This is a genomic window from Accumulibacter sp. (assembly GCF_029255145.1).
Taxonomy (GTDB): domain Bacteria; phylum Pseudomonadota; class Gammaproteobacteria; order Burkholderiales; family Rhodocyclaceae; genus Accumulibacter.
The window spans coordinates 77,282-101,134 of record NZ_JAPUVQ010000131.1 but is presented as its reverse complement, the minus strand read 5'-3'; the positions used below and the strand labels follow the sequence as shown (position 1 = coordinate 101,134).

Below are 23,853 nucleotides of genomic sequence, written 5' to 3'. Positions count from 1 at the left end.
GAGGAAGTGGCCGCGAGAGGAAAGGCCGCTATTGTCCTCCATGCCGAGGGCGGCAGACTGCCTTCCTCGGCCCGGAGGAAGCGTAAGCGAGCGGGCAGCGATGTAAAGGGTTCGGCTGCGCCCGCCCTTGACATCACCGCCCACTCAAACCGCCAAAACCAGCGCCCGTTCCACACGAAACGACATAGACCCCGCTATCGGCGTCGGCAAGGAACATTTCGTACTCCGCGCAATCGCTTTCAATCGGGATTGCCTCACTTATTTTCTCGTCAAGCGTTGGCATCGCGGCGCATCCAGAAAATATCGCCAAGGTCACGATGCAGAGCGATGTCCGCCAGAGTGCCAGCGATTTTGAGCGTAGCAAACAAGCCATTATCTACACCGGATTTACGCTTGCTTTGCATTTTCCTGGCGTCGCCGTGTTGCGACGGCTGGTTAACGTGCCGCTGCGAGGGCTCGCGACGCAGCACCGGCAGCCACGACAGTTGGCGCGAATACGCGGGAGTCTTTCTTGCCAAACGGAGTGATAGAAATAATATAGTCGTGCGGTTGTGGCGATTCAAGCGATATTCTACTTATTTCTTGACCCGAATAACCAGCGAGTGCTGCGGTAAAAAGGTCGCAGGAGCCGTGATTTCCAGTTCATTAAGTGCCGAAGCGGCTTGCTTTCGCTGCCGCATCTCGCACCCAGGGCAAGGCAGCGAGGGCCGACGCGTCGTTCAGCGCAGATCGGCCGTTCTCGGGCGGATTGGTGGCATGCGCGCTGGCGGCCCGGCGGCAGGTTGAAGTGGGCGACTCCGTCCATGGCTGGTGCACAATCGCTGCGCAAGCGCTATGCTCACAGGCTCCTTACCGACCCCGCGACAACGATGGCTATCGATACCCGCGCCCGTCTGCAGACCGCCGTCCTCGTCTGGTCGCTGAGCGTTCTCGGCGGCTGTGGCGTGGACCAATCGCCGTCTGCCGGCAATGCCGCGAAAGCGAGTCAGCAAGACGTTCCGGTGGTGCTGGTCTCCGTCCAGCGCAGGAACGTGCCGGTGAGCGTCGAGGGGATCGGCAATGTCGAGGCGATCGCCAGCGTGGCGGTGAAGTCGCGTATCGACGGCCAGATCGTCAAGGTGGCATTCGCCGACGGCGACGACGTCAAACCCGGACAGCTGCTGTTCGAGATCGATCGCCGTCCGGCGCTGGCGCAGCTCAGGCAGGCCGAGGCGAGACTGGCCAGCGATCTGGCACTGCTGGCGCAGGCGCGGGCGCAGGATGCGCGCTACCAGGACCTGTTGCAGCAGCGCTTCATTTCCGCCGACGGCTATCAGCAGTACAAGACCCGGCTCGACAGCGCGCTGGCCAACGTCGAGGCCGACCGCGCCGCGGTCGACGGCGCCCGGCTGCAGCTCCAGTACTGCACGATCCGCGCGCCGATCGTCGGGCGCGCCGGGCGGATCCTGATTCAGCAGGGCAATCTGGTGAAGGCCAACGACAGCGAAGCGCTGGTCGTGATCAAGCAGTTGACACCGATTTTCGTCAACTTCTCGGTGCCCGAACAATACCTGGCGCAGGTACGGAGTGCCGGGGCAGCGGTGGTCACCGTCGTCGGCAGCGACGCCGACGGGCAGGCGGTACAGACCAGTGGCACGCTGGCCTTCGTCGATAACGCGGTGGACCCGGCCACCGGCACCGTCAAGCTGCGCGCCAGCGTTGCCAACCGCGACACCGGGCTGTGGCCGGGGCAGTTCGTGCGTACCGTGCTCGCCCTCGGCGAGCAGGCGGGTGCGCTGGTCGTTCCGGTGGATGCGGTGCAGACCGGCCCCAAGGGGAGCTATGTTTTCGTCGTCGACGCCGAGGGCAAGGCGCAGCGGCGCGAAGTCGAGGTGGCGCGCACGGCCGGCGCTGAAGCGGTGCTGGCCAGCGGCCTGGCCGAGGGCGAACAGGTGGTCGTCGATGGCCAGTCGCGACTGGTCCCGGGCAGCCCGGTGCTGGTCCGGGACGCCACCCGGCAAGGGTCGTGAAGTGATCGCGCAGCCGTCATGAGCCTTGCATGAACATCTCGCGCCCCTTCATCTATCGCCCGGTGATGACCGGGCTGGTGATGCTGTCGATTCTGGTCTTCGGCCTGATCGCCTACCGCCTGCTGCCGGTTTCCGATCTGCCGAACGTCGATTTTCCTACCATCACGGTCAGCGCCAACCTGCCCGGCGCCAACGCCGAGACGGTCGCCGCCGCCGTCGCGACGCCGCTCGAGAAGCAGTTTTCGACGATTCCCGCGCTCGAGTCGATGACCTCGACCAGTGCCGTGGGAACGACTTCGATTACCCTGCAGTTTGCGTTGAATCGCAACATCGACGCCGCTGCGCAGGACGTGCAGTCGGCGATCTCGACGGCCTTGCGGCAGCTGCCGCCGGAGATGACCAACCCGCCAGCGTTCCGCAAGGTCAACCCGGCCGATGCGGCGGTTTTCTACCTGGTCGCCCGCTCCGAGACGATGCCGCTCTCGGCGGTCGACGAGTACGCCCAGACGCGCATCGCGCAGCGCCTGTCGACGATCGCCGGGGTCGCACAGGTGCAGGTCTTCGGCAGCCAGAAGTATGCGGTGCGGGTGCAGCTCGACCCGAACCTGCTGGCGGCGCGCGGCATCGGCATCGACGAAGTGCAGCAGGCGATCGCCAGCCATAACGTCAACAAGCCGACCGGCACGCTGTACGGTGCCCAGCGCGCGTTTTCGGTCGAGGCCGGCGGCCAGCTCAAGGACGCTGCCGCCTACCGGCCGCTGATTGTCGCCTACCGCAATGGCGCGCCGGTGCGCCTGAGCGCGCTGGGACGGGTCATCGATGGCGTCGAGAACGACAAGTACGCGGCCTGGTACAAGGACGAACGGACGATCATCCTGGCCATCCAGCGGCAGCCGGGGACCAATACCGTCGAGCTGGTCGATGCCATCCGGGCGCTGCTGCCGTCGTTCCGCGAGCAGGCACCGACCGGCATCAAGATCGACGTCATGTACGACCGCTCACAGTCGATCCGTGCGTCGGTCGCCGACGTCAAGTTCACCCTGCTGCTGGCGCTGGCGCTGGTGATCATGGTCATCTTCGTGTTCCTGCGCAACGTCTCGGCGACGCTGATTCCCAGCCTGGCATTGCCGATGTCGATCATCGGCACCTTCTCGGTGATGTACCTGATGGATTTCAGCCTCGACAACATCTCGCTGATGGCGCTGACGCTGTGCGTCGGTCTGGTGGTCGACGACGCCATCGTCGTACTGGAGAACATCACCCGCCACATGGAGATGGGCGAGACGCCGCTTGAGGCGGCGCTCAGCGGGACCGACGAAATCGGCTTCACGGTGTTGAGCATGACCGTGTCACTGGTCGCGGTGTTCATCCCGATCCTGTTCATGGGCGGCATTCTCGGCCGGCTGCTGCACGAGTTCGCGGTGACCATCATGGTCGCCGTGCTGGTTTCCGGTTTCGTCTCGCTGACCCTGACGCCATTGCTCGCCGCCCGCCTGCTCAAGCCCACCGATCACCACCGGCACGGCCGCCTGTACCAGCTCTCCGAGCGCTTTTTCGAAGCCTGGCGGCGCGGCTACCAGCGCAGCCTGGGGTGGGTGCTGGCCCGACCACGGGCGACCATGCTGGCCTTCCTGCTGGTGATCGCGGCCACCGCCGTGATGTTCAACAACACCCCCAAGGGCTTTCTGCCCAGCGACGACATCGGACAGATCTTCGCTTTCACCGAGGCCGCGCAGGACGTTTCCTTCGAGGCGATGATGGACAAGCAACGACAGGTCGCGCGCCTGGTGCAGGCGAATCCCAACGTCGCCACCGTGATGTCCTTCATCGGGACCTCGGGCTTCTCGCAGACGCTCAACCTCGGCCGCATGCTGATCGTCCTCAAGCCGTACGGCGAGCGCGCCAGTCCCGAGCAGATCATCCAGGAGTTGCGACCGCAACTGACCGCGGTGCCGGGAATGAAGGTCTTCCTGCAGAGCGTGCCGACGATCCGGATCGGTGGCCGGCTGACCAAGAGCCTCTATCAGTACACGCTGCAGGACGCCGACCTCGACCAACTCCATCACTGGGCGCCGATCCTCGAGGAGAAGCTGCGAACGTTGCCCGGGCTGCAGGATGTTTCCAGCGATCTGCAGATCCGGACGCCCAAGGTGGCGGTCGAGATCGATCGTGACAGGGCCGCGGCGCTCGGGGTGACGCCGGCGCAGATCGAGGATGCGCTGTACAGCGCCTACGGCCAGCGCCAGGTGTCGACCATCTACACGCCGACCAACGCCTACTGGGTGATCCTCGAGGTCGAGCCGAAGTTCCAGACCGACCCGGCGGCGCTGGCCATGCTCCACGTTCGTTCGAGCACCGGCGCGCTGGTGCCGCTCAACGCGGTTACCCGCTCCAGCACCGGCGTCGCGCCGCTGACCATCAACCACCAGGGACAGGTGCCGGCGGTCACCCTCTCGTTCAACCTCGCACCGGGGGTGTCCTTGTCCACCGCCATCGCCGAGGTGCGCGCGCTGCAGGCGATGCTGGGCGTTCCGGAAACGCTGCTCGGCAGCTTCCAGGGCGCGGCGCAGGCCTTCCAGGCGTCGCTGGCCGGCATGGGCATGCTGCTGGTGATGGCCGTGTTCGTGATCTACATCGTTCTCGGCATTCTCTACGAAAGCACCGTCCACCCGCTGACCATCCTTTCGGGCTTGCCGACCGCCGGGCTTGGCGCGCTGGTGACGCTGACGCTGTTCGGGCGCGAACTCGACATGTACGGCTACGTCGGGATCATCATGCTGGTCGGCATCGTCAAGAAGAACGCGATCATGATGATCGACTTTGCCATCGAGGCCCGGCGACGGCACGCCAGGCCGCCGCGCGAAGCGATCCACGAGGCGTGCCTGGTGCGCTTCCGGCCGATCATGATGACCACCATGGCAGCGCTCCTCGGCACCCTGCCGATCGCCATCGGCTTCGGCGCCAGCGGCGCCAGCCGGCAGTCGCTCGGCCTGGCGGTGGTCGGTGGCCTGCTCTTCTCGCAGTTCCTGACGCTCTACTTCACACCGGTGATCTACCTCTACCTCGACCGTTGCAGCGAGTGGCTGGCGGCGCGGGGGCAGGCCGGGAAGGCGACCGCAGCTGGCCTGGCGTCGGCGGGCGACGGCCGCTCCGCGGACGAGCATGAGTGATCCCGCACGCAGCCTGGCGGCGCCTTGCTCTGACCGCCGTCGGGGCTGGCTGCTGCTCGCCATGCTGGGGCTGGCTTTTGGCGCCGGTCTGGCGGCGACACCTGCTATCGACACCACGACGGCCGTTACGATCGACGTGGCGCTCGATGACGAGACCTATGTGGTGCATGCCAGCGCCCAGGTCGCCGCCGACCAGGAACTGGTCTGGGGAACGCTGACCGACTACCAGCGCTTGCGCGAATTCGTCCCCGGCGTGACCCGCGCCCGGGTGCTGGACCGTACTGGCAATCTGCTGACCATCGAGCAGGTGGGCGTGTTCTCCGTGCTGTTCGTCGAGCTGCCGGTGCAGCTTCGTCTGCTGGTCCGGCACACGCCCTACAGCACCGTCCTGGCGACCCTGGCCGCCAGCTCGGCGGCTAGCGAGGAGGCGACCCTGCGCAGCTTCACCGGCCGCTACAGCCTGACCCCGATCCTTCTGCCGGAGCGCGCCGGCGTGCGCCTGGATTACGACGCGCGCTTCGCGCTGGCGCGGCCACTGCCGCCGCTGATCGGCTCGCTGTTCGGCGTCGGCGCGGTGCGCCGCACGATGCGCGAGCAGTTCGAGGCGATGTTGCGCGAGATCGCCCGCCGGCAGGCGGCCGCGGCCGCCGGCTGATGCGCGCCCTCGGCATTGCCCTGAGCGGCTGCGTGCTGGTCGGCTGCGTCAGCATCGACCCCTACCGGCAGCAACCGGTGGCACAGCTTCTGCAGCATGACGACGCGCTCGGCGATTGTGCGCGTCTGTTCAAGGCCAGCGACGCGACGATCGAAGCGGCTGGCACGCGCGACGCCCAGGCGCCGCGCGTTGCCGGTTTTCCCTACCTGCGCGTCGACCGGTCGCTGGCGCTGCTGGCCAGTACCGCGGCGGTAGCCAAGGACCCGCAGCGCGCTGGCGAGTGGATGTCGGCGCTGGCCGCGCTGGACGATGGCGCGCGGCGCATTGAGCTGCGTAACGCCGGTGGCGACACCGCCGCCGCAGCCGATGCGCTTGCCGCCTGCCGGGATGTCCTGGCGCGCGCCGACCAGCGTCGTCTGGCGGCCCTGCTGGAAGCCGCGCAGGTCCCCGACGATTACTCGACCGCCGAGCGCATCGTCGGCCTGTACGCGCTGACGCGCTATCCGTTCGCCACCGGAATCCGCCGCTGGCAGCGCGAGACGCTCGCCGAGTTTGCCGGCGCCGCCCCGGCCAGCGCTCCGGGCAGCCTGCCGCGCCTTCCCTATCGCCCGGCCGCCCGACTGGACGCGGTGCCGAGCTTGCCGGTCGCACCGCTGCTCGGGCTGCCAGCGATTGCGCAAGAGGAACTGGCCGAGCTGATCGTTCGCCACGCGCCGCGCCTGGCGATCGCGACCGCCGACGACAACGATCGCCCCGGTGCGCTGGTCTGGCAGCGCGACGGCGACGCGCTCCGGATCGGCGTCGCCGTTGACCAAGCGCTGCTCTACGTGCGCGCCGCGCACACCCGGATCGCTGGCCGCTGGCTGCTGCAACTGGTGTACACCGCCTGGTTCCCGGCGCGGCCGCCAGCGCACGCTTTCGACGTCCTCGCCGGACGCCTCGACGGCCTGCTGTGGCGCGTCACGCTGACCGAGGACGGAGCGGCACTGCTCTACGACAGCATTCACCCCTGCGGTTGCTATCACCTCTTTTTCCCGACCGAGCGGGTGCGGGCGAGGCCGCAGCCCGAGTCGATCGACGAAGGTCTGTTCGCGCCCGCCAGCGTACGTTCGCCAGCGGACAATGAACGCGTCGTGCTCTGGCTGGCGGCACGAACGCATTACCTGCAGCGGGTCGCCGTCGAGCGCGCGGACGCAAACGGCGGGGTCGGTGTCGTCATGGCGCTGCGCGACGACGACCAGTTGCGCATGCTGCCGCTACCCGACGGCGGGTCGCGCAGCGCCTTCGATGCTGACGGACTGATCGCCGGCAGCGAGCGGCTCGAACGCTTCTTCTTCTGGCCGATGGGTATCGCCAGCCCCGGCCAGATGCGACAATGGGGACGCCACGCGACGGCTTTCGTCGGGCGGCGTCATTTCGACGATCCGACACTGATCGATCGCTATTTTGAACGCCTGCCGTGACGCACGATCGAGACGGTAGCTCACAGGCCCAGCCATGAAGCTCAGGGTTGCCACCTACAACATTCACAAGGGCGTCACCGGCATTCGCGGGCGGCCGCGGATCCACGACGTCCGGCAGGCGCTGCAGGCGATCGACGCCGACATCGTTTTCCTCCAGGAAGTGCAGGACCGCAACGAGCGGCTCGCGCACCACCCCGACCAGCCGCTGGGCACCCAGCTCGAGTTCCTGTCCTTCGGCGCCTACGCGCACCGCGCCTACGGCATGAACGCGGTCTATCCGCACGGTCATCATGGCAACGCCATTCTCTCGCGCCACCGCATCGTTAACTTCGTCAACCACGACATCTCCGACCACGTGCTTGAAAAGCGCGGTTTGCTGCACGCGGTGATGCGCTTTGGCCGCGGCCGGGGCAAGGACGTGCACCTGATCTGCCTGCACTTCGGCCTGATCAAGCGCAGCCGCCTTCGCCAGGCGACCTTTCTCGCCGATCTGGTGCTGCGCGAAGTCCCAGCCGGCGCGCCGCTGATCATCGCCGGCGATTTCAATGACTGGCAGCAGCGGGTCGATGGGCTGCTGCGCGACCGCCTGGGCGTCGAGGAAGTGGCGGTCGCCGCCAGGGCGGTGCCGCAAACACCAGGCATGCTGCAGTGGCTGCTCTCGTGGCGCACCGCCAAGGACCCGCGCGCCGGCGTCTCGCGCACCTTCCCCAGCTTCGCGCCGTGGCTGACGCTCGACCGCATCTACGTGCGCGGTTTCCAGGTGCTCGACATGCACGTTCCCAACGGCCTGGCCTGGGCGCGCTGCTCGGATCACGCACCGCTGATTGCCGAGCTTGAACTGTGAGCCGGGCGCCGCCGGCAACGCGGCTGCGCCCGCCGGCTCCGATGGTGACTGCCGATGGTGACCGTCATCGCTGATCCCGCGGCCCGCCGGCGCCTCGTCGGTGTCGGCTGCATCGTCGCTTCGGCGGCGGGTTTCGGGGCGATGCCGATTTTCGCCAAACTGGCCTACGCCGACGGCGTCGACCTGCCGAGCATGCTGTTCCTGCGCTTCGCGCTGGCCGGTGGGGCGATGGCGCTGCTGATGCAGCTTCGCGGTATCGCCTGGCCGCGGGGACGGCAGCTGTTGTTGCTGGCGGCGATGGGGGCGATCGGCTACGTAGGCGAGTCGTTCTGCTATTTTGCCGCACTGCAGTACGCGTCGGCCGGGCTGACCGCGCTGCTGCTGTACCTTTATCCGGCGATCGTCACGGTCCTGTCGGCGCTGCTGACACGACGGCGATTGTCGCCGCTGCGGCTGCTGGCGGTGGCTGCTGCCCTGCTCGGTACCGGGCTGGCCGTCGGCGGCAGCCTTGCCGGCAGTGCGCTCGGTATTCTGCTCGGTGTCGGTGCGGCGCTGATCTACTCGGTCTATATCCTGGTCGGCGAGCGGGTGACACCGCTGAGCGGCGCGATCCCCTCGGCGACGGTGATCATGCTCGCCGCGGCGTTGGTCTTCGGGCTGGTCGTGCTCTGGCGCGGGCCGGCCTGGCCGGTGTCGACCGGGGCCTGGGCGGCCGTCGGCAGCATCGCGCTGTTGTCGACGGTGGTGGCGATCATCGCCTTCTTCGCCGGCATGGCGCGGCTGGGTGCCGCCGACGCGGCGACGCTGTCGACCCTCGAACCGGTGGTGACCGTACTGCTGGCGGCGGTGTTCCTCGGAGAGGCGATCGGTCCCTGGCAGGGCTTCGGCGGCGCGATCATCCTTGCCGCGGTGATCGTCCTGGCGCGTTCGGGAGAGGAAAAGGGCCGGGGGGGCCAGCGACTGCGGGGGCCGGCGTCGCTGACGCCGCCGCTGTAGCCGGCGCGGCGACAAAGGCCAGCAGTTCGGCGACGATCGCTTGTGGCCGCTCGTTCATCATCGCGTGCCCGCAGTCCGCGATCTCGGAGCGAACGACCTGGCGCAACGCCGATTGCAGCGGCGGCAGGTTGCGGCGCGGCGTCATCCGGTCGCGGCGCCCGACCAGCAGCAGGGTCGGGCACGACACCTGTGCCGCCGCTTCGAGACCATGCAGATAGTCGTTGCAGTTGGCGAGGTCGGTGGCCAGCACGCCAGGCGGGCTGCGGCGCATGATCGCCAGCGTCGCGCCCGCTCCCCAGACACCGTGCCCGCTACCGCCGGTGAGCAGGAACTGCGGCGTGTGCGAGTACTCGGTGATCAACCGACAGACGCTGTCCGGGTGCCTCGCCGCGCGTCCGAGCAGGGCCTCGGCGACCGGCATCGGCGCCGAGCTGCCAAGCAGCGCCAGCCGCCTGACGCGTTGCGGATGGCGCGCAGCGCACTCGAGGGCGACCAGCGAACCCATCGAATGCCCGACCAGCACGGCGTCGCTGACCGCGGCGGCGTCGAGCAGCGCCGGCAGCCAGTCGGCGATCTCCTCGATGCTGCGCAAGGCCGGACCGTCCGACAGGCCGTGCCCGGGCAGGTCGGGCGCGAGCACGGCGCAGCCGGCCGCGGTCAGAGCGCCGGCGACCTGCAGCCAGCAGTCACGGTCGTTGGCGGCGCCGTGCACCAGCAGCAGCGGCGGCCAGGCCGATCCGGCCGGTTCGAAGGGGCGTCCGCCGGTGGCGATCTGGCAGCGGCGACCGCTGACGGTCAGTTGCATGCGGCTCTCCCCGGGGGCGTTCGGCGAGGCGTTGGCCGTTCCATTTGCCGTGGCTTGGTATTCTGGCTTCCGGCGTCGCGTGCGGACGCGCTCCAGGCTTGCGTCGAACGTTCCGCAACACTCAAGCCTGCACGTCGGGCTCGAGCATTCCCTCGAGCTGGGTGATCCGGTCCTTGAGCAGCAGCTTGCGTTTCTTGAGCCGGCGGATGAGGAGATCGTCAGGTGGCGGGCTGAGCAGCAGGTGATCGATCACCAGGTCGAGGTCGTGATGCTCGACGTGCAGTTCTGCGAGGTTGGCGCGCGTTGCAGCGATCTCTTCTTCGGTCATCATGGTCGGGGGCCTATCGGTAGGTTGGTGAGTGGCTTAGCCGAGCACGGCTTGCAGACCCCACAGGGCGAGCATGCCGACAACGACCGTCCACAAGGTGCTGCGCGTTCGCCACGCGATCAGCGCCGCCAACGTGGCGGCCGCGACGCGCGGCAGGTCTGGGCTCATGGTAGGCCCGCCACCGGCAAAAAACAACGGCGGGGCGATGATCGCCGCCATCACGGCTGGCGGAACGTAACGCAGGGCCTGTTTGAGCCATCGCGGCAGTTCGAGGTGGGCGAGCAGGGCGATCGGCGCTAGGCGGATGACGAAGGTGGCGGCGCCGATGCCGATGATCATCGACCAGACCAACAAGTCGCCGGTCGGCCCGCTGCCGACGGTACTCACGCTTCCACCCGCAATTTTTCCGCGCTCAGGCCGACCGCGACGCCGATCAGCGCGGCGCCGATCAGGTTGAGCTTCAACGGCAGCACCAGCAGCACCGATGCCAGACCGCCGGCCGCCGCCGCCAGGCTCATCGCGCGGTCGCCGAGCAGTGGCACGACCATCGCGATGAAGGTCAGCGGGACGATGAAATCCAGCGACCAGCTCGGCGGCACCAGACTGCCGAGCAGGATGCCGGCGATCGTCGCCAGCTGCCACGAAGCCCAGGTCGCTCCGGCCAGGCCGAGGTAGAACCAGTGCAGGTGGTCCTGCCGTTCGGGGTGCTGCGTGCTGTGTACCACCGTCAGCGCATAGGCCTGATCGGTCAGCAGGTAGGCGATGGTCACTTGCCAGCGGCGGCCGAGCGAGCGGAAGTGCTGCGCCAGCGACGCGCCGTACATCAGGAAGCGCAGGTTGACGATCGCCCCGGTGGCGAGAATGACCAGCAGTGGCGCGCCGCCGGCAAAGAGCTGGGTGGCGGCGATCTGCGCCGAGCCGGCGAAGATCACCCAGCTCATGGCCAGCGCCTGCAGCGGCGTCATCCCCGCGGTGCTCGCCGCTGCGCCACAAACGACGCCAAAAGGTATGATGCTCATGCTCAGCGGAACAAAGGCGCGGGCGCCGGTGGTAAACTCGCTGCGCGCGTTCGGGACTTGCCGCATCGGCTGCCTTTTGCGAATAGAATACGGGGTCAAATTGTTGTTTGGAAATACCGCCGGGAGGAGGCAGATGGTTTATCACATTATCGTTTCGTTTGGGCGGGACAGGGAGTATGAGTTCAAGTTTCCCCATACCGAACTGGCTGCAGGGTCTCCCGAAGAAGCGCGCCGTTGGTTTGACAAGGAGTTTGCCGACCTCGAATGCGAACCGAGCAACCCGATGGGCAAGGTCCTGATCATCGACAAGATCCTCCATGTCGCGCGCTACGGTGGCGAGCAGCGCTTTGTCGACCGGCAGGACTGGGCGACGCGCTTCGCCCGCTACACGGCGCTGGCTTTGGGGCGCGACACGGTGCGCATCGACATCGCCGCTTTCAATATCGGCTACTGATCGCTGCCGGGGTCTGGATTGCGGCGCAGGTTTCCAGACCTGCGCCGTTTGCTTTGGATTTTCCCGGTTTGCCAGTTCCCTTTGCGGAAGCAGCATGAGCAAGGCATTGACGATGGAGTCGGCGGCTGACGACGAGGATGACGAAGACCACGGCAGGGGCCTCGATCCTTCGTTCCGGCTGCCGGCGGGGACGCGCAACTACATTACCCCGGCCGGGCACGCGCGGATCAGGGCGGAAGTCGAGCAACTGCTGCGTGTCGAGCGGCCACAGCTGGTCAGTGTCGTCCAGTGGGCGGCGTCGAACGGCGACCGCTCCGAGAACGCCGACTACATCTACGGCAAGCGGCGGCTGCGCGAGATCGACCGACGGATTCGTTTCCTGACCAAACGTCTCGATCTCGCCGAGATCGTCGATCCGGCTGGCCGCGCGGGCACCGAGCAGGTGTTCTTCGGGGCGACGGTGACGATCTGTGACGAGCAGGGAAACGAGCAGACCTACCGGATCGTCGGCGTCGATGAAACCGACTTCGCGCGCGGGCGGGTCAGTTGGGTGTCGCCATTGGCGCGCGCCTTGCTCAAGGCGCGGGCGGGCGACACGGTGCGCTTTCAGAGTCCGGCGGGCAGCCGTACGGTCGACGTCGTCGAAGTGGCTTATCGGGCAATCGACGACTGAGTGCGGCGGTCCAGCTGGTGCGCGGTCTGGCTCATTCTCCGGCGAATCTGGCGGGCAGGTCGATGCGGCTGCGACGCAGGAGAGCTTGCATCTCATCTTGCGGGCAGGTCGATGCGGCCGCGACGCAGGACAGCTTCCATCTCATCTGGCGGCAGTGGGCGGCTGAACAGGTAGCCCTGCAGCTTCGGGCAGTGCGCACGCTGCAGAAAGGCGAGTTGTTCTCTGGTTTCCACGCCTTCCGCAATGACATCGAGATCGAGGCTGCGGGCCATGGAGATGATCGCCGTGGTGATCCCTGCATCGTCGGCATTCTGCGGCAGGCCGTGGACGAAACTCTGATCGATCTTCAGGGTGCCGATCGGGAAGCGCTTGATGTACGACAGCGACGAGTAGCCGGTGCCGAAGTCGTCGATCGAGAAGTGCACTCCCATTGCGCGCAGGTGAAACAGCTCCTTGATTCGTTTGGCCTCCGGATCCATCAGGATGCTTTCGGTCAACTCGAGTTCGAGCACCTCTGCCGCGATGCCCGTGGCGGCGATGATCGCCGCAACGCTGTCCAGGAAATCCGCGGCACCAAGCTGGCGTGCCGAAACGTTCACCGCCACCCGCGGTACCGAGATGCCGCCGCGCTGCCATTGCCGCACCTGACTGCAGGCGGCATTTAGCACCCATTCGCCGATCGGCACGATCAGGCCGCTTTCTTCCGCAACGGCGATGAACCCTCCCGGCGACACCAAGCCCCGTTGCGGGTGCTGCCAGCGAATCAGCGCCTCGATGCCGACCACCGCACCATCGTTGGCGCTTACCTGCGGCTGGTAGAACAGACGAAATTCGCCCCGTTCGAGGCCCTTGCGAATATCGCCCTCAAGGGCCAGCCGCGCCGTCGTCCGGGCGGTCAGAGTGCGCTCGTACAGCTGCCAGTTATTGCGCCCCTGCTCCTTGGCGTAGTACATCGCGGTATCCGCGTGCTTGAGCAGCATCGCGGCGTCGTCGCCGTCGTCGGGGAAAAGCGCGATGCCGATACTCGACGTTATCGTGATCTCCTGTTCGCCGATCAGAGCCGGTCGTCCAAGCACCGTCTGGATCCGCTGTGCGACCATGCAGGCGGTCTCGGCGGTGTCGACATCGGGCAGGACGACGGTGAACTCGTCACCGCCAAGGCGTGCGAAATGCAGGCCTGATTCGTCGAGTGCCGGCCGGGCAATGAAGGCACCGGCGCGCAGTTGTCCCTGCAGGCGGTCGGCGACTGTCTGCAGCAGGGCGTCGCCGGCACTGTGCCCAAGCGTGTCGTTGATGCGCTTGAAGCCGTCGAGATCGAGAAACAGCAGCGCCATGCCCCGATTCGTCCGCCGCGCACGCAGCAATTCGCGGTCGAGGCGCTCGAGAAAGCTCTGGCGGTTCGGCAAGCCGGTCAGCGTGTCGAAATAGGCCAGGCGACGGATTTTTTCCTCGTTGTGCTTCTGGAGCGTGATGTCGCGCACCACGATGACCACCCTGTTGGGTCCGTTTGGCGCGATGCGCGCCTCGTAGTGGTGGATGCTGCCATCCACCGGCAGCTCGACGAACACCGATTGCAGATCGCCACGCAGCAGCGCGTCCTCGATACCCTGCTGGATGGTGCTTGCCGTGTCGGCCGGCAGAACGGCGGAGACGTTCTTGCCGAGCAGATCTCCTTCGGCGACGAAGAATCGGGTAGCGTAAGGCTGTTTGTAGTCGAGGCAGATTCCTTGCCGATCGATGACCAGGATCAAGTCCGGTGTCGCCCACATGATCGCCGCCTGTTTTCCTTCGAGTTCGTGCAATTCGCGATGCTCGCTGCGCAGCCGGATGATCAGTGCCGCGAGCCAGAAAGCGGCCTGCAACAGGCTGCCGATCGGAAAGGCGAATGCCGCCATGCGGCTGACCTCGACGCCGCTACCGATTACCGAAAAAGCCTGCACCCCGCCGCCGACCATGGTCGCGCCCAGCCCCAGGGTGAACAGCCTGATCGAGGTATCGCCCCTGAAAACGCCCTTGACGAGCAGCACGATGGTGGCCAGCGCAAGGACGAAGAGAACGGCTGCGCCGGCACGGTAACCGGCGGGCTGCCAGGCCGAAGCGAGGAAGAAGAACGCGCTGAGCACGACAAAGCCGCCAATTGCCGCGCGCACCCGCCCGCGAAGCTGCAGGAACTCCAGCACCGCGAAGCCGATACCGAGCACCACGCCCGCCACCGAGACCGCCTGCAGGATCGGAAAGTAGTGCGGGCCAGGCCAGAACGGAACGAAAGCGGAGCCGATGCCGAAATTCTGCACCAGCCAGACCTGCAGCGCGAAACAATAGAAGGCGTAGGCCAATGCGACCCGGCTGCCGGCGTAGGCGTCGAAGCCGATGGCGACGATGATCATCATCAGCAGAATGCCGCTGTAGCCTCCCAGGCCGACCCACAGCACGGTGTTGTCGCGCACGAAGCTGGTCTCGCTGGCGAGCATGATCCACGGACGAATGGCCTTGTAGTCCTGGACGATCGCCGTGATTGGCGCGCCTTCGGCCAACGCGGGAAGACGCGCATAAGGAAACGGGCTGACGATGTCGCGGTGGGCGAACGGCAAGCCGCGACCGGAAATGGACAACCAGGGGCAGCCATTGACATCGGTGGCGATGACTATGAAGAACTCGGCGATCGGTTCCTGCAGGTAGATGATCGGCGATCCGGACCGGAACTGGTCGCGCGCGACCTTGATCTGGAAGGCGCGGGCTGGCTTGGTCAGGGACAGGTCCGGCAACTCCAGCGTCGCGCAACCCGCGCGCGGCAGCGACACCGAGTCGCGGATCTGGGTCAGCCAGCGGCTCGCCTCGTTCGACCGGCCGGGACCCTGCGGCGCATCCCACAAAGGGGTCAATCCCGCCGAGAAGATATTGGTCTTCGGCGAGGCGCCCGGAAGCATCAGGGCGATCAGTACCAGGAGCACCAGACCTTTGAAAAGCCGCTTGGTCATCACACGCGTCATCCGTAGTTTGTCGGCATCCACGCTCCCTGTCGCCGGAGTCGCCTGGAACCTGCTCGGGTCAGGGCACTGCGACCGCATTATAGGTGGGAATGGTCGCCGTTTCGCCGCTGACCGGGTGGAGCAGGCGGGCGGCGTCGTCAAGCAGGTCGTCGTGCAGCTCGCCATCGGGACCGGTGACGCATAGCGGCTCGAAATGCGCGCGGTAGCGTTCGGGAATCCTGATCCGTGGACGATACAGCGACCCCAGCGGTTCGCGGCCGGCAAGGTAGCTGCGGCAGCCGTCCCGGCCGGGCCGGATGCCGTCGCGACCATTGCTGCCGAAACGCGGGTAGCTCATCGCCCAGGCATTTCCTAGGCCGCTCAACAGTCCCCAGCCGGACAGCGTGGCGCCATAGCGGCGCCAGAATCCCCACGCATGCGCTGCCAATTTGCGCTTTGACATCAGCCCTTTATCCATCAGCGCCGCAAAGGCGACGGCCTTCTCGACGGAGTCCAGAGGGTGACATAGCAGCGATCGCCCATCCATGTCGCGCAGCCTGACGTTCGGCAGGAACAGCCCCTCGCGCAGCCTGTTGCCGAACAGCGGCGTGCCCAGCAGCGGGATGGCAAAACTGAGGAAGCTCGGCAGGGTGATGCGCGGGTTGGCGACGATGAATTCGGTTTCCGCCAGCACTTCGTCGATGGTCTGGTCAGCCAGGTCAAAGATCAGGCCGTAGTGAAAGACCAGACCGGCCTGCAGACAGGAAGCGATTGTTTCCTCCTGTGGCAGCAGCAGATTCTGTTTCTTGTTGAAGGCAGTGACCTGCGCGCGGCTGAACGATTCGACGCCGCTAAAAAAGCCGATGCAGCCGGATTCGCGTGCCAGCGCGAGGTTGTCGGCGTCGGTGAAGAAATCGGCGGTCACCAGCGCCGCCCAGCCGCCGAACCTTCGTTGCTCGAACAACTCCTTCAGGAGGGCCATGCGCGCCTTGAAGTAAGCGCGCGGTCCGCCAAAGAAGTTCTGGTCGAGGAACATCACACACTGGCGGTAGCCAAGGGCTTCGATCTGCCGGCGCACAGCGGCAAGGTCGTAGGCCATGAATTTGCGGTCTTCGGCGGTCATGGAGCAAAAGCTGCAGCGAAAGTTGCAGTTGCGGGACGATTCGGCGTAGCCAATGATGCGACTCGCGGGCAACAGATCGTGGCGCGGAATCGGCGTTTCGGCGGCGTGCCCCGGGCCAAAGACGGCATCGACGACCGCTACCAGCTGCTCGACATCGTCGCCGCAGACGAAATCGAAGTAGCGCTGGCTGAGATTCGGCAGCATCCGCGCCAAAGGCCCACCCATCGCCACGACAATGCCCGGATTGACCGCTCGGGCATAGGCCGTCACCTGCTTCATGCGGTCGAACGCCGGGTTCAGGCCGGTCAGTACCAGCAGCTCCGCCCATTGCAGCGCGTGAAGATCCTCGAAAGGACCGTCGCGAAACTCGCAGGCGAGCCGGATATCGACGCGGGGCGGGTCCAGCATTCCGGCCAGTACGGCTGGCGCAATCGACTGCGGCACAATCCAGGGGTTCCCCCTTGCGCCGCGGTGGTTGTCGGAATAGCAGTTGACGATCAGGATTCGTGGCTTCGGCATGAGGGGCTCAGTCCGCTGTCACTGAGCCGACAGCGCGGTCCAGGCCGCCCTGGCGTCGCTGTACCAGCGATGGCCGATTTCGCACAGACGATCGGTGCTCGGCGAGGTGGGCGAGGGCGACTGCGAAGGCGGCGATGCCCAGATCCCGCAACCCCGGACCGGCTGGTTGTGCCAGCCATCACCCAACCACCCGTCGCATAGCCGCTTGATCAAGTCGACGTCGTCTTGCCTGCTCGCCGAGATATCCATCTCGGCGATGCGCCGGAACTCGTCGATACTCCAGCCGGCCGGAACGGTCCACTCCCCTGTCGCGCGGTCGATGATCGGCTGAATCACCGGATTCATGCGCACGACCGCGGTTTCGGTGTAGGGGCAACACGAGACGTCGAGCGGCAGCCCGCCGTCGAGCATCATGTGGGCGATGAAGGTGTGCGCATCCGGGGGGTCGGCGATGATCGTCTTGCCGACCTTGACCAGTTCAGGGAGGAAGCCGGTTCTGGCGCGCGACCGGCAGAGCGCATCCGGGATCCCTGGGGTGCCCTGTTCGGGCAGAAAGACCGTACTGGTGCCCAGCGACAGCACGCCGATGTCGCGGCGCGGCACACCCAGGGCGATGGCCTCGACAACGCCCGCCAGCACCGGATTGTTGTAGCCGGTCATGGCGCCGTCCCAGAAGCGACAGCCGTCAAATTCGGCCGGCTTGTCAAACCAGTTGATCGGTGCGGTACTTGACGCATGCGCCGCTTGCGCCAGCGTCGCGCGCTGCTGCCGGTGCGGAAAACTGGCGGCCGGGCTGCCGACATTGCTGCGCATCATGCGCGCCCGGTCGCGATCGAAGTCGTAGGTGACAAAGAGGAAGGACAGGGGTCGGCTCGCTTCATCGCGCCGCGCCCGCAGCGAAGCGATACTGGCGTTGAGGATGCCGTGCAGGTCCTGCAGCGGGGTGCTGCCCATCCCGGGCAGTATGCGATGCAGGAATGCAAGCTTGCCGTCGGTGGAAAAACGCTTGCCGACCGGGCTCGAAGGTGAAAGAACACCGGTAAGCAACTGCAATAGACTCCGGTACCAGGGCAAGCGCCCGAAAAGTTCGTGGCGATTGACCGGGTTGTCGAACAGACCGAAGATTTCACGCGGCGCATAACCCTCGATCAGTGCTGCGGCGACGATCGCCCCGCCCGAGCACGCCGACACCAGGTCAAAATGGCTGAGAACCTGATGCCCATCCTCGCCCGGGAAAAGATCGTCAAGCACCTTTGCCTGAATCAACGCAAACGTGCCGCCGCCGTCGAGCGACAAGATGCGGAAGGGCTTGTTGCCGGAGCTGGATTCCATCGGCAAGGCTTCCAAAAAGTTACCGAGCTTCCTTTTTATCGAGAATTCAGACAGATGATATTATGCGCTAAATTCGCTCCGCATGGATTGCTTCCGGGCAAGGGGTTCAGTCGCGCGCGGGTTGCTTTACCGTGGCCGCACTGACTGCCGGCACGGTGCGTGCGAAGGTCCGGTAACCGGAGCAGGTCGGCGCCGACGATCATTTTCCAATGATGAACGGCTTCGCGAGCCAGCACCGTAGGGAGCCGATGCGCGGTTCCCGGCTTCGCCGGCGGGCCTTGAAATCGCTGCGATTGCCCCCAAGTGGTGCTCCATTGCGCGCTGGCGCGCGGCAGTCTGGTTCGATCCGGGTTCTTTCATAACGCTTTCACGGAGTTTTCAATGGGTGCACAAAAGGAAACACTAGGCTTTCAGGCTGAGGTCAAGCAGCTGCTGAACTTGATGATCCACTCGCTGTACAGCAACAAGGAGATCTTCCTGCGCGAGCTGATCTCCAACGCTTCCGACGCCTGCGACCGCCTGCGCTTCGAGGCCCTGAACAATGCCGGCCTGTACGGTGACGACGCCGAGCTGAAGATTCGCGTCGCCTTCGACAAGGAAGCGCGGACGATCAGCATTACCGACAACGGCATCGGCCTGTCGCGCGACGAGGCGGTGCAGCACCTGGGAACGATTGCCAAGTCGGGTACCCGCGAATTCTTCTCGGCGCTGACCGGCGACCAGGCGAAGGACGCGCACCTGATCGGCCAGTTCGGCGTCGGCTTCTACTCGTCGTACATCGTCGCCGACAAGGTCACCGTGACCTCGCGCCGCGCCGGTCTGGAAGCCGATCAGGGCGTCCGCTGGGAGTCGGGCGGCGAGGGCGATTTCACCGTCGAGATGGTCGAGCGGGCAGCGCGTGGCACCGAGGTGGTGCTGCACCTGCGCGACGGCGAGGACGAGTTCCTGTCGAGCTGGAAGGTGCGCGAAACGATCCGCAAGTACTCCGACCACATCACGCTGCCGATTCTGATGAAAAAGGAGCGCTGGGACGACGAGCAGAAGGCACAGGTGGTCACCGACGAGGACGAAACCGTCAACCAGGCTTCGGCTCTATGGACGCGTCCCAAGTCGGAGATCAGCGACGAGCAGTACAACGAGTTCTACAAGCACGTCGCGCACGACTTCGAGAACCCGCTGGCGCACGTCCATGCCCGCGTCGAGGGCAAGCAGGAGTACACGCAACTGCTCTACATCCCGTCGAAAGCACCTTTCGACCTGCTCGACCGCGGTGCGCGCCACGGCATCAAGCTCTACGTCCGTCGTGTCTTCATCATGGACGACGCCGAGCAACTGATGCCGCTCTACCTGCGCTTCGTGCGCGGGGTGGTCGACTCGAACGACCTGCCGCTCAATGTCTCGCGCGAGATCCTGCAACAGTCGCGCGACATCGAGGCGATTCGCGGCGGTTGTGTCAAGCGCGTGCTGGGCCTGCTGGAAGGCCTGGCTGACAGCGAGGAAGCCGCCGAGCAGGAAAAGTACACCACCTTCTGGAAGGAGTTCGGGCGGGTGCTGAAGGAAGGCGTCGGCGAAGACTTCGCCAACAAGGAGCGCATCGGCAAGCTGCTGCGCTTCGCCTCGACGCACGCCGACACGCCCGAGGAAAGCGTTTCGCTGGCCGACTACGTGTCGCGGATGAAAGAGGGGCAGGAAAAGATCTACTACGTCACGGCCGAGACCTTCACCGCCGCGAAGAACAGCCCGCACCTCGAAATCTTCCGCAAGAAGGGCATCGAAGTGCTGCTGCTCTCGGATCGCGTCGACGAGTGGGTGACCAGTCACCTGACCGAGTTCGACGGCAAGCAGCTGCAGTCGGTGGCCAAAGGCGGGCTGGACCTCGGCACGCTTGAGGACTCCGCCGAGAAGGAAGAGGCCGAGAAGGCCGCTGACGAGTACAAGGAGCTCCTTGAAAAGGTCAAGACGACGCTTGGCGACAAGGTCAAGGACGTTCGCGTCACGCACCGCCTGACCGATTCGCCGTCGTGCCTGGTCGCCGACGAGTACGACCTCGGCGGCAACCTGCAGCGGATCCTCAAGGCTGCCGGGCAGCAGGCGCCGGCGAGCAAGCCGATCCTCGAGATCAACCCCCGGCACCCGGCGGTGCAGCGCCTCAAGTACGAGGAAAACCGTTTCGACGACTGGGCCAACCTGCTGCTCGAGCAGGCAACCCTGGCCGAAGGGGGCTCGCTCGACGACCCGGCGGGTTTCGTCAAGCGGATCAACGACCTGATGCTGGCGCTGTCGCTGGGTAGCGGACGCTAGTGAGCGGTGGCGGCCCGGAGCTTCTGCACGGACTGCCGCCGATTCTCGACGCCGGGGTCAGAACGCTGATTCTCGGCAGCTTCCCTTCACCGGCGTCGCTGGCCGCGCAACAGTACTATGGGCACCGCCAGAACCAGTTCTGGCGGCTGCTCGGCGCCGTCCTTGACGAGCCTCTGCCCGAACTCGCGTACGCCGAGAAGCAGCGTTGCCTGCTGCGTCATCGGCTCGGCGTCTGGGACGTCTACCGCAGTTGCCGGCGGCGGGGTGCGCTCGATTCGGCGATCGAGTCGCCGGTACGCAACGACTTCTCGCGGCTGCTGGTGGACGCGCCACGCCTGGTCAGCGTCTGCTTCAACGGTCAGACCGCCGGCAAAGCCGCTTGCTGGTTCCAGGCGCAGGGTTACGAAACGCGGATCCTGCCGTCGACCAGCCCGGCGTATACGCTGGCCTTCGCCAGCAAGCTGGAAAGGTGGCGAGCGGCGGCGGTGGCGTTGCAGCTGACCGCCGGCAACTGACGGTCCCGATGCGGCTGGTGCGCCGCGCTGCTTGCAGCCGGCTACCCGATCACCCGGGTCGGCCCATTCAACCCATTCAACCCGCGTTACTTGCCCGGTGCCAGGACGTCACGCAGGCACTGGAGATGGTCCGGTCCGTTCCTGTTGGCGCACAAGGTCCTGGCCTTCTCGTGCTGCGCGCAGAGGGCGGCGTCGGTCGCCGTGCTGCAGGCGGCGGACGGCAGCCGCTGCTGCACGCAAGTCGGGAACTTCGCTCCCGACTGGCTGGCGCACGCCGCGTAGGCCTGTTTGCGGGCCTGGCATTGCTGCGCGTCGCGCGCTTGCGTGCAGTCGGTTTTCTGCGCCTGCTCCTGCATGCACTGGCGGCGCGCCGAACCGACCTGGTCCTTGCAGGCCTCGAAGACTTTCCGGTGCGCTTCCTGGCGCGCCGCGCATTGTTCCGGGTTGGCCGACTTGCTGCAATCGGCCGGGCCGTGCATCGCCTGGTGGCGTTTGCCGCCGTGCATGCCCGCTCCCATTCCGGTCGAGCCCGGCCCCGTGCCGTACATCCCCTGGCCCATCCCGCTCTGCATGCCGGCGGCGAACTGGGCCGCTGCCGGCATCGGCAACAGGGCGGCGGCGACTGCAGCGATAATCAGTGAATTGTGGCGCATGGGGGTCTCCTGATGGTTTGCTCGAGTGCTGGCCGCCTGATCGGCCGCCAGAAGGGGCACCCGGCTGGCGAGCCGGGGCGGCACCATCTTACACCGTCTGGCGGCCGGCATTGAGCAGTGCGAGCCTTGTCCGGTATAGTTGCCGATCATCGTCCAGGAAGCGCGCAGATGCCCGAAGCAGCGGTCAATACCGTCCACGAACATCGTCTGACGCTCGCTGAGCTCCTCGGCTGGCTGGTCGAGGATCGCCTGGTCGGCCAGCCGGAGGCCGATACCCTGCTCAAGGAGAGCCGTCTCAATCGCCTCGTCGCGCATCCGCTGGTGATCCTCGCCGACCAGAAATGGAAGTCGCATCAGGAGCCGCCGAAAGCGCTGAACCTGGAAGAACTCGGCGAGTGGCTGGCGCGCAGGGTCGGGCTCGATTACCACCACATTGACCCGCTGAAGGTCGATTTCACAGCCGTCACCGAAGTCATGTCGAGCGCCTACGCGACGCGCTTCGGCATCCTGCCGATCAAGGTGACGACGCGCGAAGTGGTGGTGGCGACGACACAGCCCTTCCTGCGCGACTGGGAAAAGGAGATCCGGCCGATCGTCAAGAAGGACATCCGCCGGGTGCTGGCCAACCCGGTCGATGTGGCGCGCTACCTGGTCGAGTTCTACAACCTGGCGCGTTCGGTCAAGAAGGCCGCGCAGCTCGGCGGTCAGGGCGGCAGCCTGTCGTCGTTCGAGCAACTGGTCGAGCTTGGCCGGACCAATCGCCAGTTCGACGCCAACGACCAGCACATCGTCAACATCGTCGACTGGCTGTGGCAGTACGCTTTCGAACAGCGCGCCAGCGACATCCACATCGAGCCCCGGCGCGAAGTCGGCATCGTGCGTTTCCGGATCGACGGCGTTCTTCATCAGGTCTACCAGATCCCGATGAGCGTCATGGCGGCGATGATCAACCGGGTCAAGATTCTCGGCCGGATGGACGTCGTCGAGAAGCGCCGACCACAGGACGGCCGGATCAAGACCCGCACCGCCGACGGTCAGGAGGCCGAACTGCGGCTGTCGACCTTGCCCACCGCTTTCGGTGAAAAACTGGTGATGCGGATTTTCGACCCCGAGGTGCTGGTGCGCAGCTTCGCCGACCTTGGTTTCACCGACGACGACCAGGCGCGCTGGAAAACGATGTCGGAAAGGCCCAACGGGATCATCCTGGTCACCGGCCCGACCGGATCGGGAAAGACCACGACGCTCTATTCGACGCTCAAGCAACTGGCGACGCCGGCGGTCAATGTGTGCACCATCGAGGACCCGATCGAAATGGTCGAGGCCGCGTTCAACCAGATGCAGGTGCAGAACATGATCGACCTCGGCTTCGCGCAGGGCGTCCGGGCGCTGATGCGGCAGGACCCGGACATCATCATGATCGGCGAGATTCGCGACCTGGAAACCGCCGAAGTGGCGATCCAGGCGGCGCTCACCGGCCACCTGGTGCTGTCGACCCTGCACACCAACGACGCCTCGGCCGCGGTGACCCGCATGCTCGACCTCGGCGTTCCCTCGTACCTGCTCAGTGCGACGGTGCTCGGGGTAATGGCGCAACGGCTGGTGCGCATTCTCTGCCCGCACTGCAAGCAGGAGCATCAGGCGAACGGCCTCGAGGAAACGATGTGGGATCAGCTGGTCGCTCCCTGGAAAGCCAACCGTCCGGCGCGCTTCTACCGGCCGGTGGGCTGTCTCGACTGCCGCATGACCGGCTACCTCGGACGCGTCGGCCTGTACGAGATTCTGATGCTGTCGCCGGACGTCAAGCTGGCGATCAGCGAAAACAAGGACATTGCCAAGATCCGCGAGATGGCATTCCGCGAAGGGATGAAACCCTTGCGCATCTCGGGGGCGATGAAGGTCGCCGCCGGGGTCACCACGCTGGCCGAAATCTTCAAGGTCGCGCCGCCGATCGAACACGCCTGACAGCGGCAGTGCTCGCCCCGCACCGTCTCGCCGACGGTGCGCTGCCGCGCTCACCCCGGCGAG

The 23,853-nt window shown here is 66.0% G+C and carries 20 protein-coding genes; 11 read left to right on the top strand and 9 right to left on the bottom strand.

What is annotated here, in order from left to right; genetic code table 11:
* Positions 1–269: 269 nt before the first annotated feature.
* The gene (locus Q1L50_RS15835) at positions 270–563 is read right to left on the bottom strand and encodes a hypothetical protein (RefSeq protein WP_300340438.1); all 294 of its coding nucleotides are present in this window, start codon (positions 561–563) and stop codon (positions 270–272) included.
* Positions 564–869: 306 nt separating this feature from the next.
* Between Q1L50_RS15835 and Q1L50_RS15830 the strand changes: the two genes are divergently transcribed.
* Genes Q1L50_RS15830 through Q1L50_RS15805 form a run of 6 tightly spaced genes read left to right on the top strand, consistent with a single transcriptional unit; the run spans position 870 to position 9,137 of the window.
* Positions 870–2,009: an efflux RND transporter periplasmic adaptor subunit gene (locus Q1L50_RS15830; RefSeq protein ID WP_300340435.1), complete on the top strand. Its 1,140-nt coding sequence runs from the start codon at positions 870–872 to the stop codon at positions 2,007–2,009.
* Between the two features lie 29 nt (positions 2,010–2,038).
* Positions 2,039–5,179: an efflux RND transporter permease subunit gene (locus tag Q1L50_RS15825; protein ID WP_300340432.1), complete on the top strand. Its 3,141-nt coding sequence runs from the start codon at positions 2,039–2,041 to the stop codon at positions 5,177–5,179.
* Positions 5,172–5,834 carry an SRPBCC family protein gene (locus Q1L50_RS15820; RefSeq protein WP_300340429.1) on the top strand — a complete coding sequence of 221 codons (663 nt, stop codon included), beginning with the start codon at positions 5,172–5,174 and terminating at the stop codon, positions 5,832–5,834. Before Q1L50_RS15825 ends, Q1L50_RS15820 begins: the two co-directional genes overlap by 8 nt.
* Positions 5,834–7,297: a hypothetical protein gene (locus tag Q1L50_RS15815; RefSeq protein ID WP_300340427.1), complete on the top strand. Its 1,464-nt coding sequence runs from the start codon at positions 5,834–5,836 to the stop codon at positions 7,295–7,297. The genes Q1L50_RS15820 and Q1L50_RS15815 overlap by 1 nt, the downstream gene beginning before the upstream one ends.
* A 34-nt stretch (positions 7,298–7,331) precedes the next feature.
* Complete coding sequence (locus Q1L50_RS15810) at positions 7,332–8,141, top strand: endonuclease/exonuclease/phosphatase family protein (protein ID WP_300340425.1); 810 nt, start codon at positions 7,332–7,334, stop codon at positions 8,139–8,141.
* Positions 8,142–8,195: 54 nt separating this feature from the next.
* Complete coding sequence (locus tag Q1L50_RS15805) at positions 8,196–9,137, top strand: DMT family transporter (protein WP_300340422.1); 942 nt, start codon at positions 8,196–8,198, stop codon at positions 9,135–9,137.
* Here Q1L50_RS15805 and Q1L50_RS15800 read toward each other — a convergent pair.
* The 4 genes from Q1L50_RS15800 to Q1L50_RS15785 form a co-directional block, all read right to left on the bottom strand.
* On the bottom strand, positions 9,037–9,942 hold the full coding sequence (locus tag Q1L50_RS15800) for an alpha/beta hydrolase (protein WP_300340420.1): 906 nt from the start codon (positions 9,940–9,942) through the stop codon (positions 9,037–9,039). The two genes, Q1L50_RS15805 and Q1L50_RS15800, sit on opposite strands and share 101 nt — an antisense overlap.
* Before the next feature lie 121 nt (positions 9,943–10,063).
* Entirely contained in the window at positions 10,064–10,270 is a 207-nt protein-coding gene (locus Q1L50_RS15795; protein ID WP_300340451.1) for a DUF465 domain-containing protein, read from the bottom strand.
* Positions 10,271–10,306: 36 nt separating this feature from the next.
* Positions 10,307–10,657: an AzlD domain-containing protein gene (locus Q1L50_RS15790; protein ID WP_300340418.1), complete on the bottom strand. Its 351-nt coding sequence runs from the start codon at positions 10,655–10,657 to the stop codon at positions 10,307–10,309.
* On the bottom strand, positions 10,654–11,355 hold the full coding sequence (locus Q1L50_RS15785; protein ID WP_300340415.1) for an AzlC family ABC transporter permease: 702 nt from the start codon (positions 11,353–11,355) through the stop codon (positions 10,654–10,656). Before Q1L50_RS15785 ends, Q1L50_RS15790 begins: the two co-directional genes overlap by 4 nt.
* A 67-nt stretch (positions 11,356–11,422) precedes the next feature.
* Between Q1L50_RS15785 and Q1L50_RS15780 the strand changes: the two genes are divergently transcribed.
* Both Q1L50_RS15780 and greB read left to right on the top strand, forming a co-directional pair.
* Positions 11,423–11,743: a hypothetical protein gene (locus Q1L50_RS15780; protein ID WP_300340414.1), complete on the top strand. Its 321-nt coding sequence runs from the start codon at positions 11,423–11,425 to the stop codon at positions 11,741–11,743.
* A 94-nt stretch (positions 11,744–11,837) separates the two neighbouring features.
* A complete protein-coding gene (greB, locus tag Q1L50_RS15775; protein WP_300340411.1) occupies positions 11,838–12,416 on the top strand; it encodes a transcription elongation factor GreB in 579 nt (192 codons plus the stop codon).
* A gap of 92 nt (positions 12,417–12,508) precedes the next feature.
* Here greB and Q1L50_RS15770 read toward each other — a convergent pair whose 3' ends face one another.
* The 3 genes from Q1L50_RS15770 to Q1L50_RS15760 form a co-directional block, all read right to left on the bottom strand.
* Entirely contained in the window at positions 12,509–15,394 is a 2,886-nt protein-coding gene (locus tag Q1L50_RS15770) for an EAL domain-containing protein (protein WP_300340408.1), read from the bottom strand.
* Between the two features lie 70 nt (positions 15,395–15,464).
* Positions 15,465–17,027 (bottom strand): radical SAM protein, encoded by a 1,563-nt coding sequence (locus tag Q1L50_RS15765; RefSeq protein WP_300340405.1) that lies wholly within the window; start codon positions 17,025–17,027, stop codon positions 15,465–15,467.
* Positions 17,028–17,045: 18 nt separating this feature from the next.
* On the bottom strand, positions 17,046–18,359 hold the full coding sequence (locus tag Q1L50_RS15760) for a patatin-like phospholipase family protein (RefSeq protein WP_300340402.1): 1,314 nt from the start codon (positions 18,357–18,359) through the stop codon (positions 17,046–17,048).
* Positions 18,360–18,740: 381 nt separating this feature from the next.
* Here Q1L50_RS15760 and htpG point away from each other — a divergent pair, with 381 nt between their 5' ends.
* On the top strand, positions 18,741–20,660 hold the full coding sequence (htpG, locus tag Q1L50_RS15755) for a molecular chaperone HtpG (RefSeq protein ID WP_300340400.1): 1,920 nt from the start codon (positions 18,741–18,743) through the stop codon (positions 20,658–20,660).
* The gene (locus tag Q1L50_RS15750; RefSeq protein WP_300340397.1) at positions 20,660–21,175 is read left to right on the top strand and encodes a DNA-deoxyinosine glycosylase; all 516 of its coding nucleotides are present in this window, start codon (positions 20,660–20,662) and stop codon (positions 21,173–21,175) included. Before htpG ends, Q1L50_RS15750 begins: the two co-directional genes overlap by 1 nt.
* 86 nt (positions 21,176–21,261) lie before the next feature.
* On the opposite strand, the gene Q1L50_RS15745 is transcribed toward Q1L50_RS15750, so the two are convergent.
* Complete coding sequence (locus Q1L50_RS15745; RefSeq protein WP_300340394.1) at positions 21,262–21,828, bottom strand: hypothetical protein; 567 nt, start codon at positions 21,826–21,828, stop codon at positions 21,262–21,264.
* A gap of 168 nt (positions 21,829–21,996) precedes the next feature.
* Between Q1L50_RS15745 and Q1L50_RS15740 the strand changes: the two genes are divergently transcribed.
* Positions 21,997–23,790, top strand: a complete 1,794-nt coding sequence (locus tag Q1L50_RS15740; protein WP_300340392.1) for a GspE/PulE family protein — start codon at positions 21,997–21,999, stop codon at positions 23,788–23,790.
* Positions 23,791–23,853: the final 63 nt, after the last annotated feature.

What these genes read in the sequence shown, in the direction of transcription:
- Q1L50_RS15830 (WP_300340435.1), top strand. Translation starts at nt 870, where the DNA reads ATGGCTATCGATACCCGCGCCCGTCTGCAGACCGCCGTCCTCGTCTGG.
- Q1L50_RS15825 (WP_300340432.1), top strand. Translation starts at nt 2,039, where the DNA reads ATGAACATCTCGCGCCCCTTCATCTATCGCCCGGTGATGACCGGGCTG.
- Q1L50_RS15820 (WP_300340429.1), top strand. Translation starts at nt 5,172, where the DNA reads ATGAGTGATCCCGCACGCAGCCTGGCGGCGCCTTGCTCTGACCGCCGT.
- Q1L50_RS15815 (WP_300340427.1), top strand. Translation starts at nt 5,834, where the DNA reads ATGCGCGCCCTCGGCATTGCCCTGAGCGGCTGCGTGCTGGTCGGCTGC.
- Q1L50_RS15810 (WP_300340425.1), top strand. Translation starts at nt 7,332, where the DNA reads ATGAAGCTCAGGGTTGCCACCTACAACATTCACAAGGGCGTCACCGGC.
- Q1L50_RS15805 (WP_300340422.1), top strand. Translation starts at nt 8,196, where the DNA reads ATGGTGACCGTCATCGCTGATCCCGCGGCCCGCCGGCGCCTCGTCGGT.
- Q1L50_RS15800 (WP_300340420.1), bottom strand. Translation starts at nt 9,942, where the DNA reads ATGCAACTGACCGTCAGCGGTCGCCGCTGCCAGATCGCCACCGGCGGA.
- Q1L50_RS15795 (WP_300340451.1), bottom strand. Translation starts at nt 10,270, where the DNA reads ATGACCGAAGAAGAGATCGCTGCAACGCGCGCCAACCTCGCAGAACTG.
- Q1L50_RS15785 (WP_300340415.1), bottom strand. Translation starts at nt 11,355, where the DNA reads ATGCGGCAAGTCCCGAACGCGCGCAGCGAGTTTACCACCGGCGCCCGC.
- Q1L50_RS15780 (WP_300340414.1), top strand. Translation starts at nt 11,423, where the DNA reads ATGGTTTATCACATTATCGTTTCGTTTGGGCGGGACAGGGAGTATGAG.
- greB (WP_300340411.1), top strand. Translation starts at nt 11,838, where the DNA reads ATGAGCAAGGCATTGACGATGGAGTCGGCGGCTGACGACGAGGATGAC.
- Q1L50_RS15770 (WP_300340408.1), bottom strand. Translation starts at nt 15,394, where the DNA reads ATGACCAAGCGGCTTTTCAAAGGTCTGGTGCTCCTGGTACTGATCGCC.
- Q1L50_RS15765 (WP_300340405.1), bottom strand. Translation starts at nt 17,027, where the DNA reads ATGCCGAAGCCACGAATCCTGATCGTCAACTGCTATTCCGACAACCAC.
- Q1L50_RS15760 (WP_300340402.1), bottom strand. Translation starts at nt 18,359, where the DNA reads ATGGAATCCAGCTCCGGCAACAAGCCCTTCCGCATCTTGTCGCTCGAC.
- htpG (WP_300340400.1), top strand. Translation starts at nt 18,741, where the DNA reads ATGGGTGCACAAAAGGAAACACTAGGCTTTCAGGCTGAGGTCAAGCAG.
- Q1L50_RS15745 (WP_300340394.1), bottom strand. Translation starts at nt 21,828, where the DNA reads ATGCGCCACAATTCACTGATTATCGCTGCAGTCGCCGCCGCCCTGTTG.
- Q1L50_RS15740 (WP_300340392.1), top strand. Translation starts at nt 21,997, where the DNA reads ATGCCCGAAGCAGCGGTCAATACCGTCCACGAACATCGTCTGACGCTC.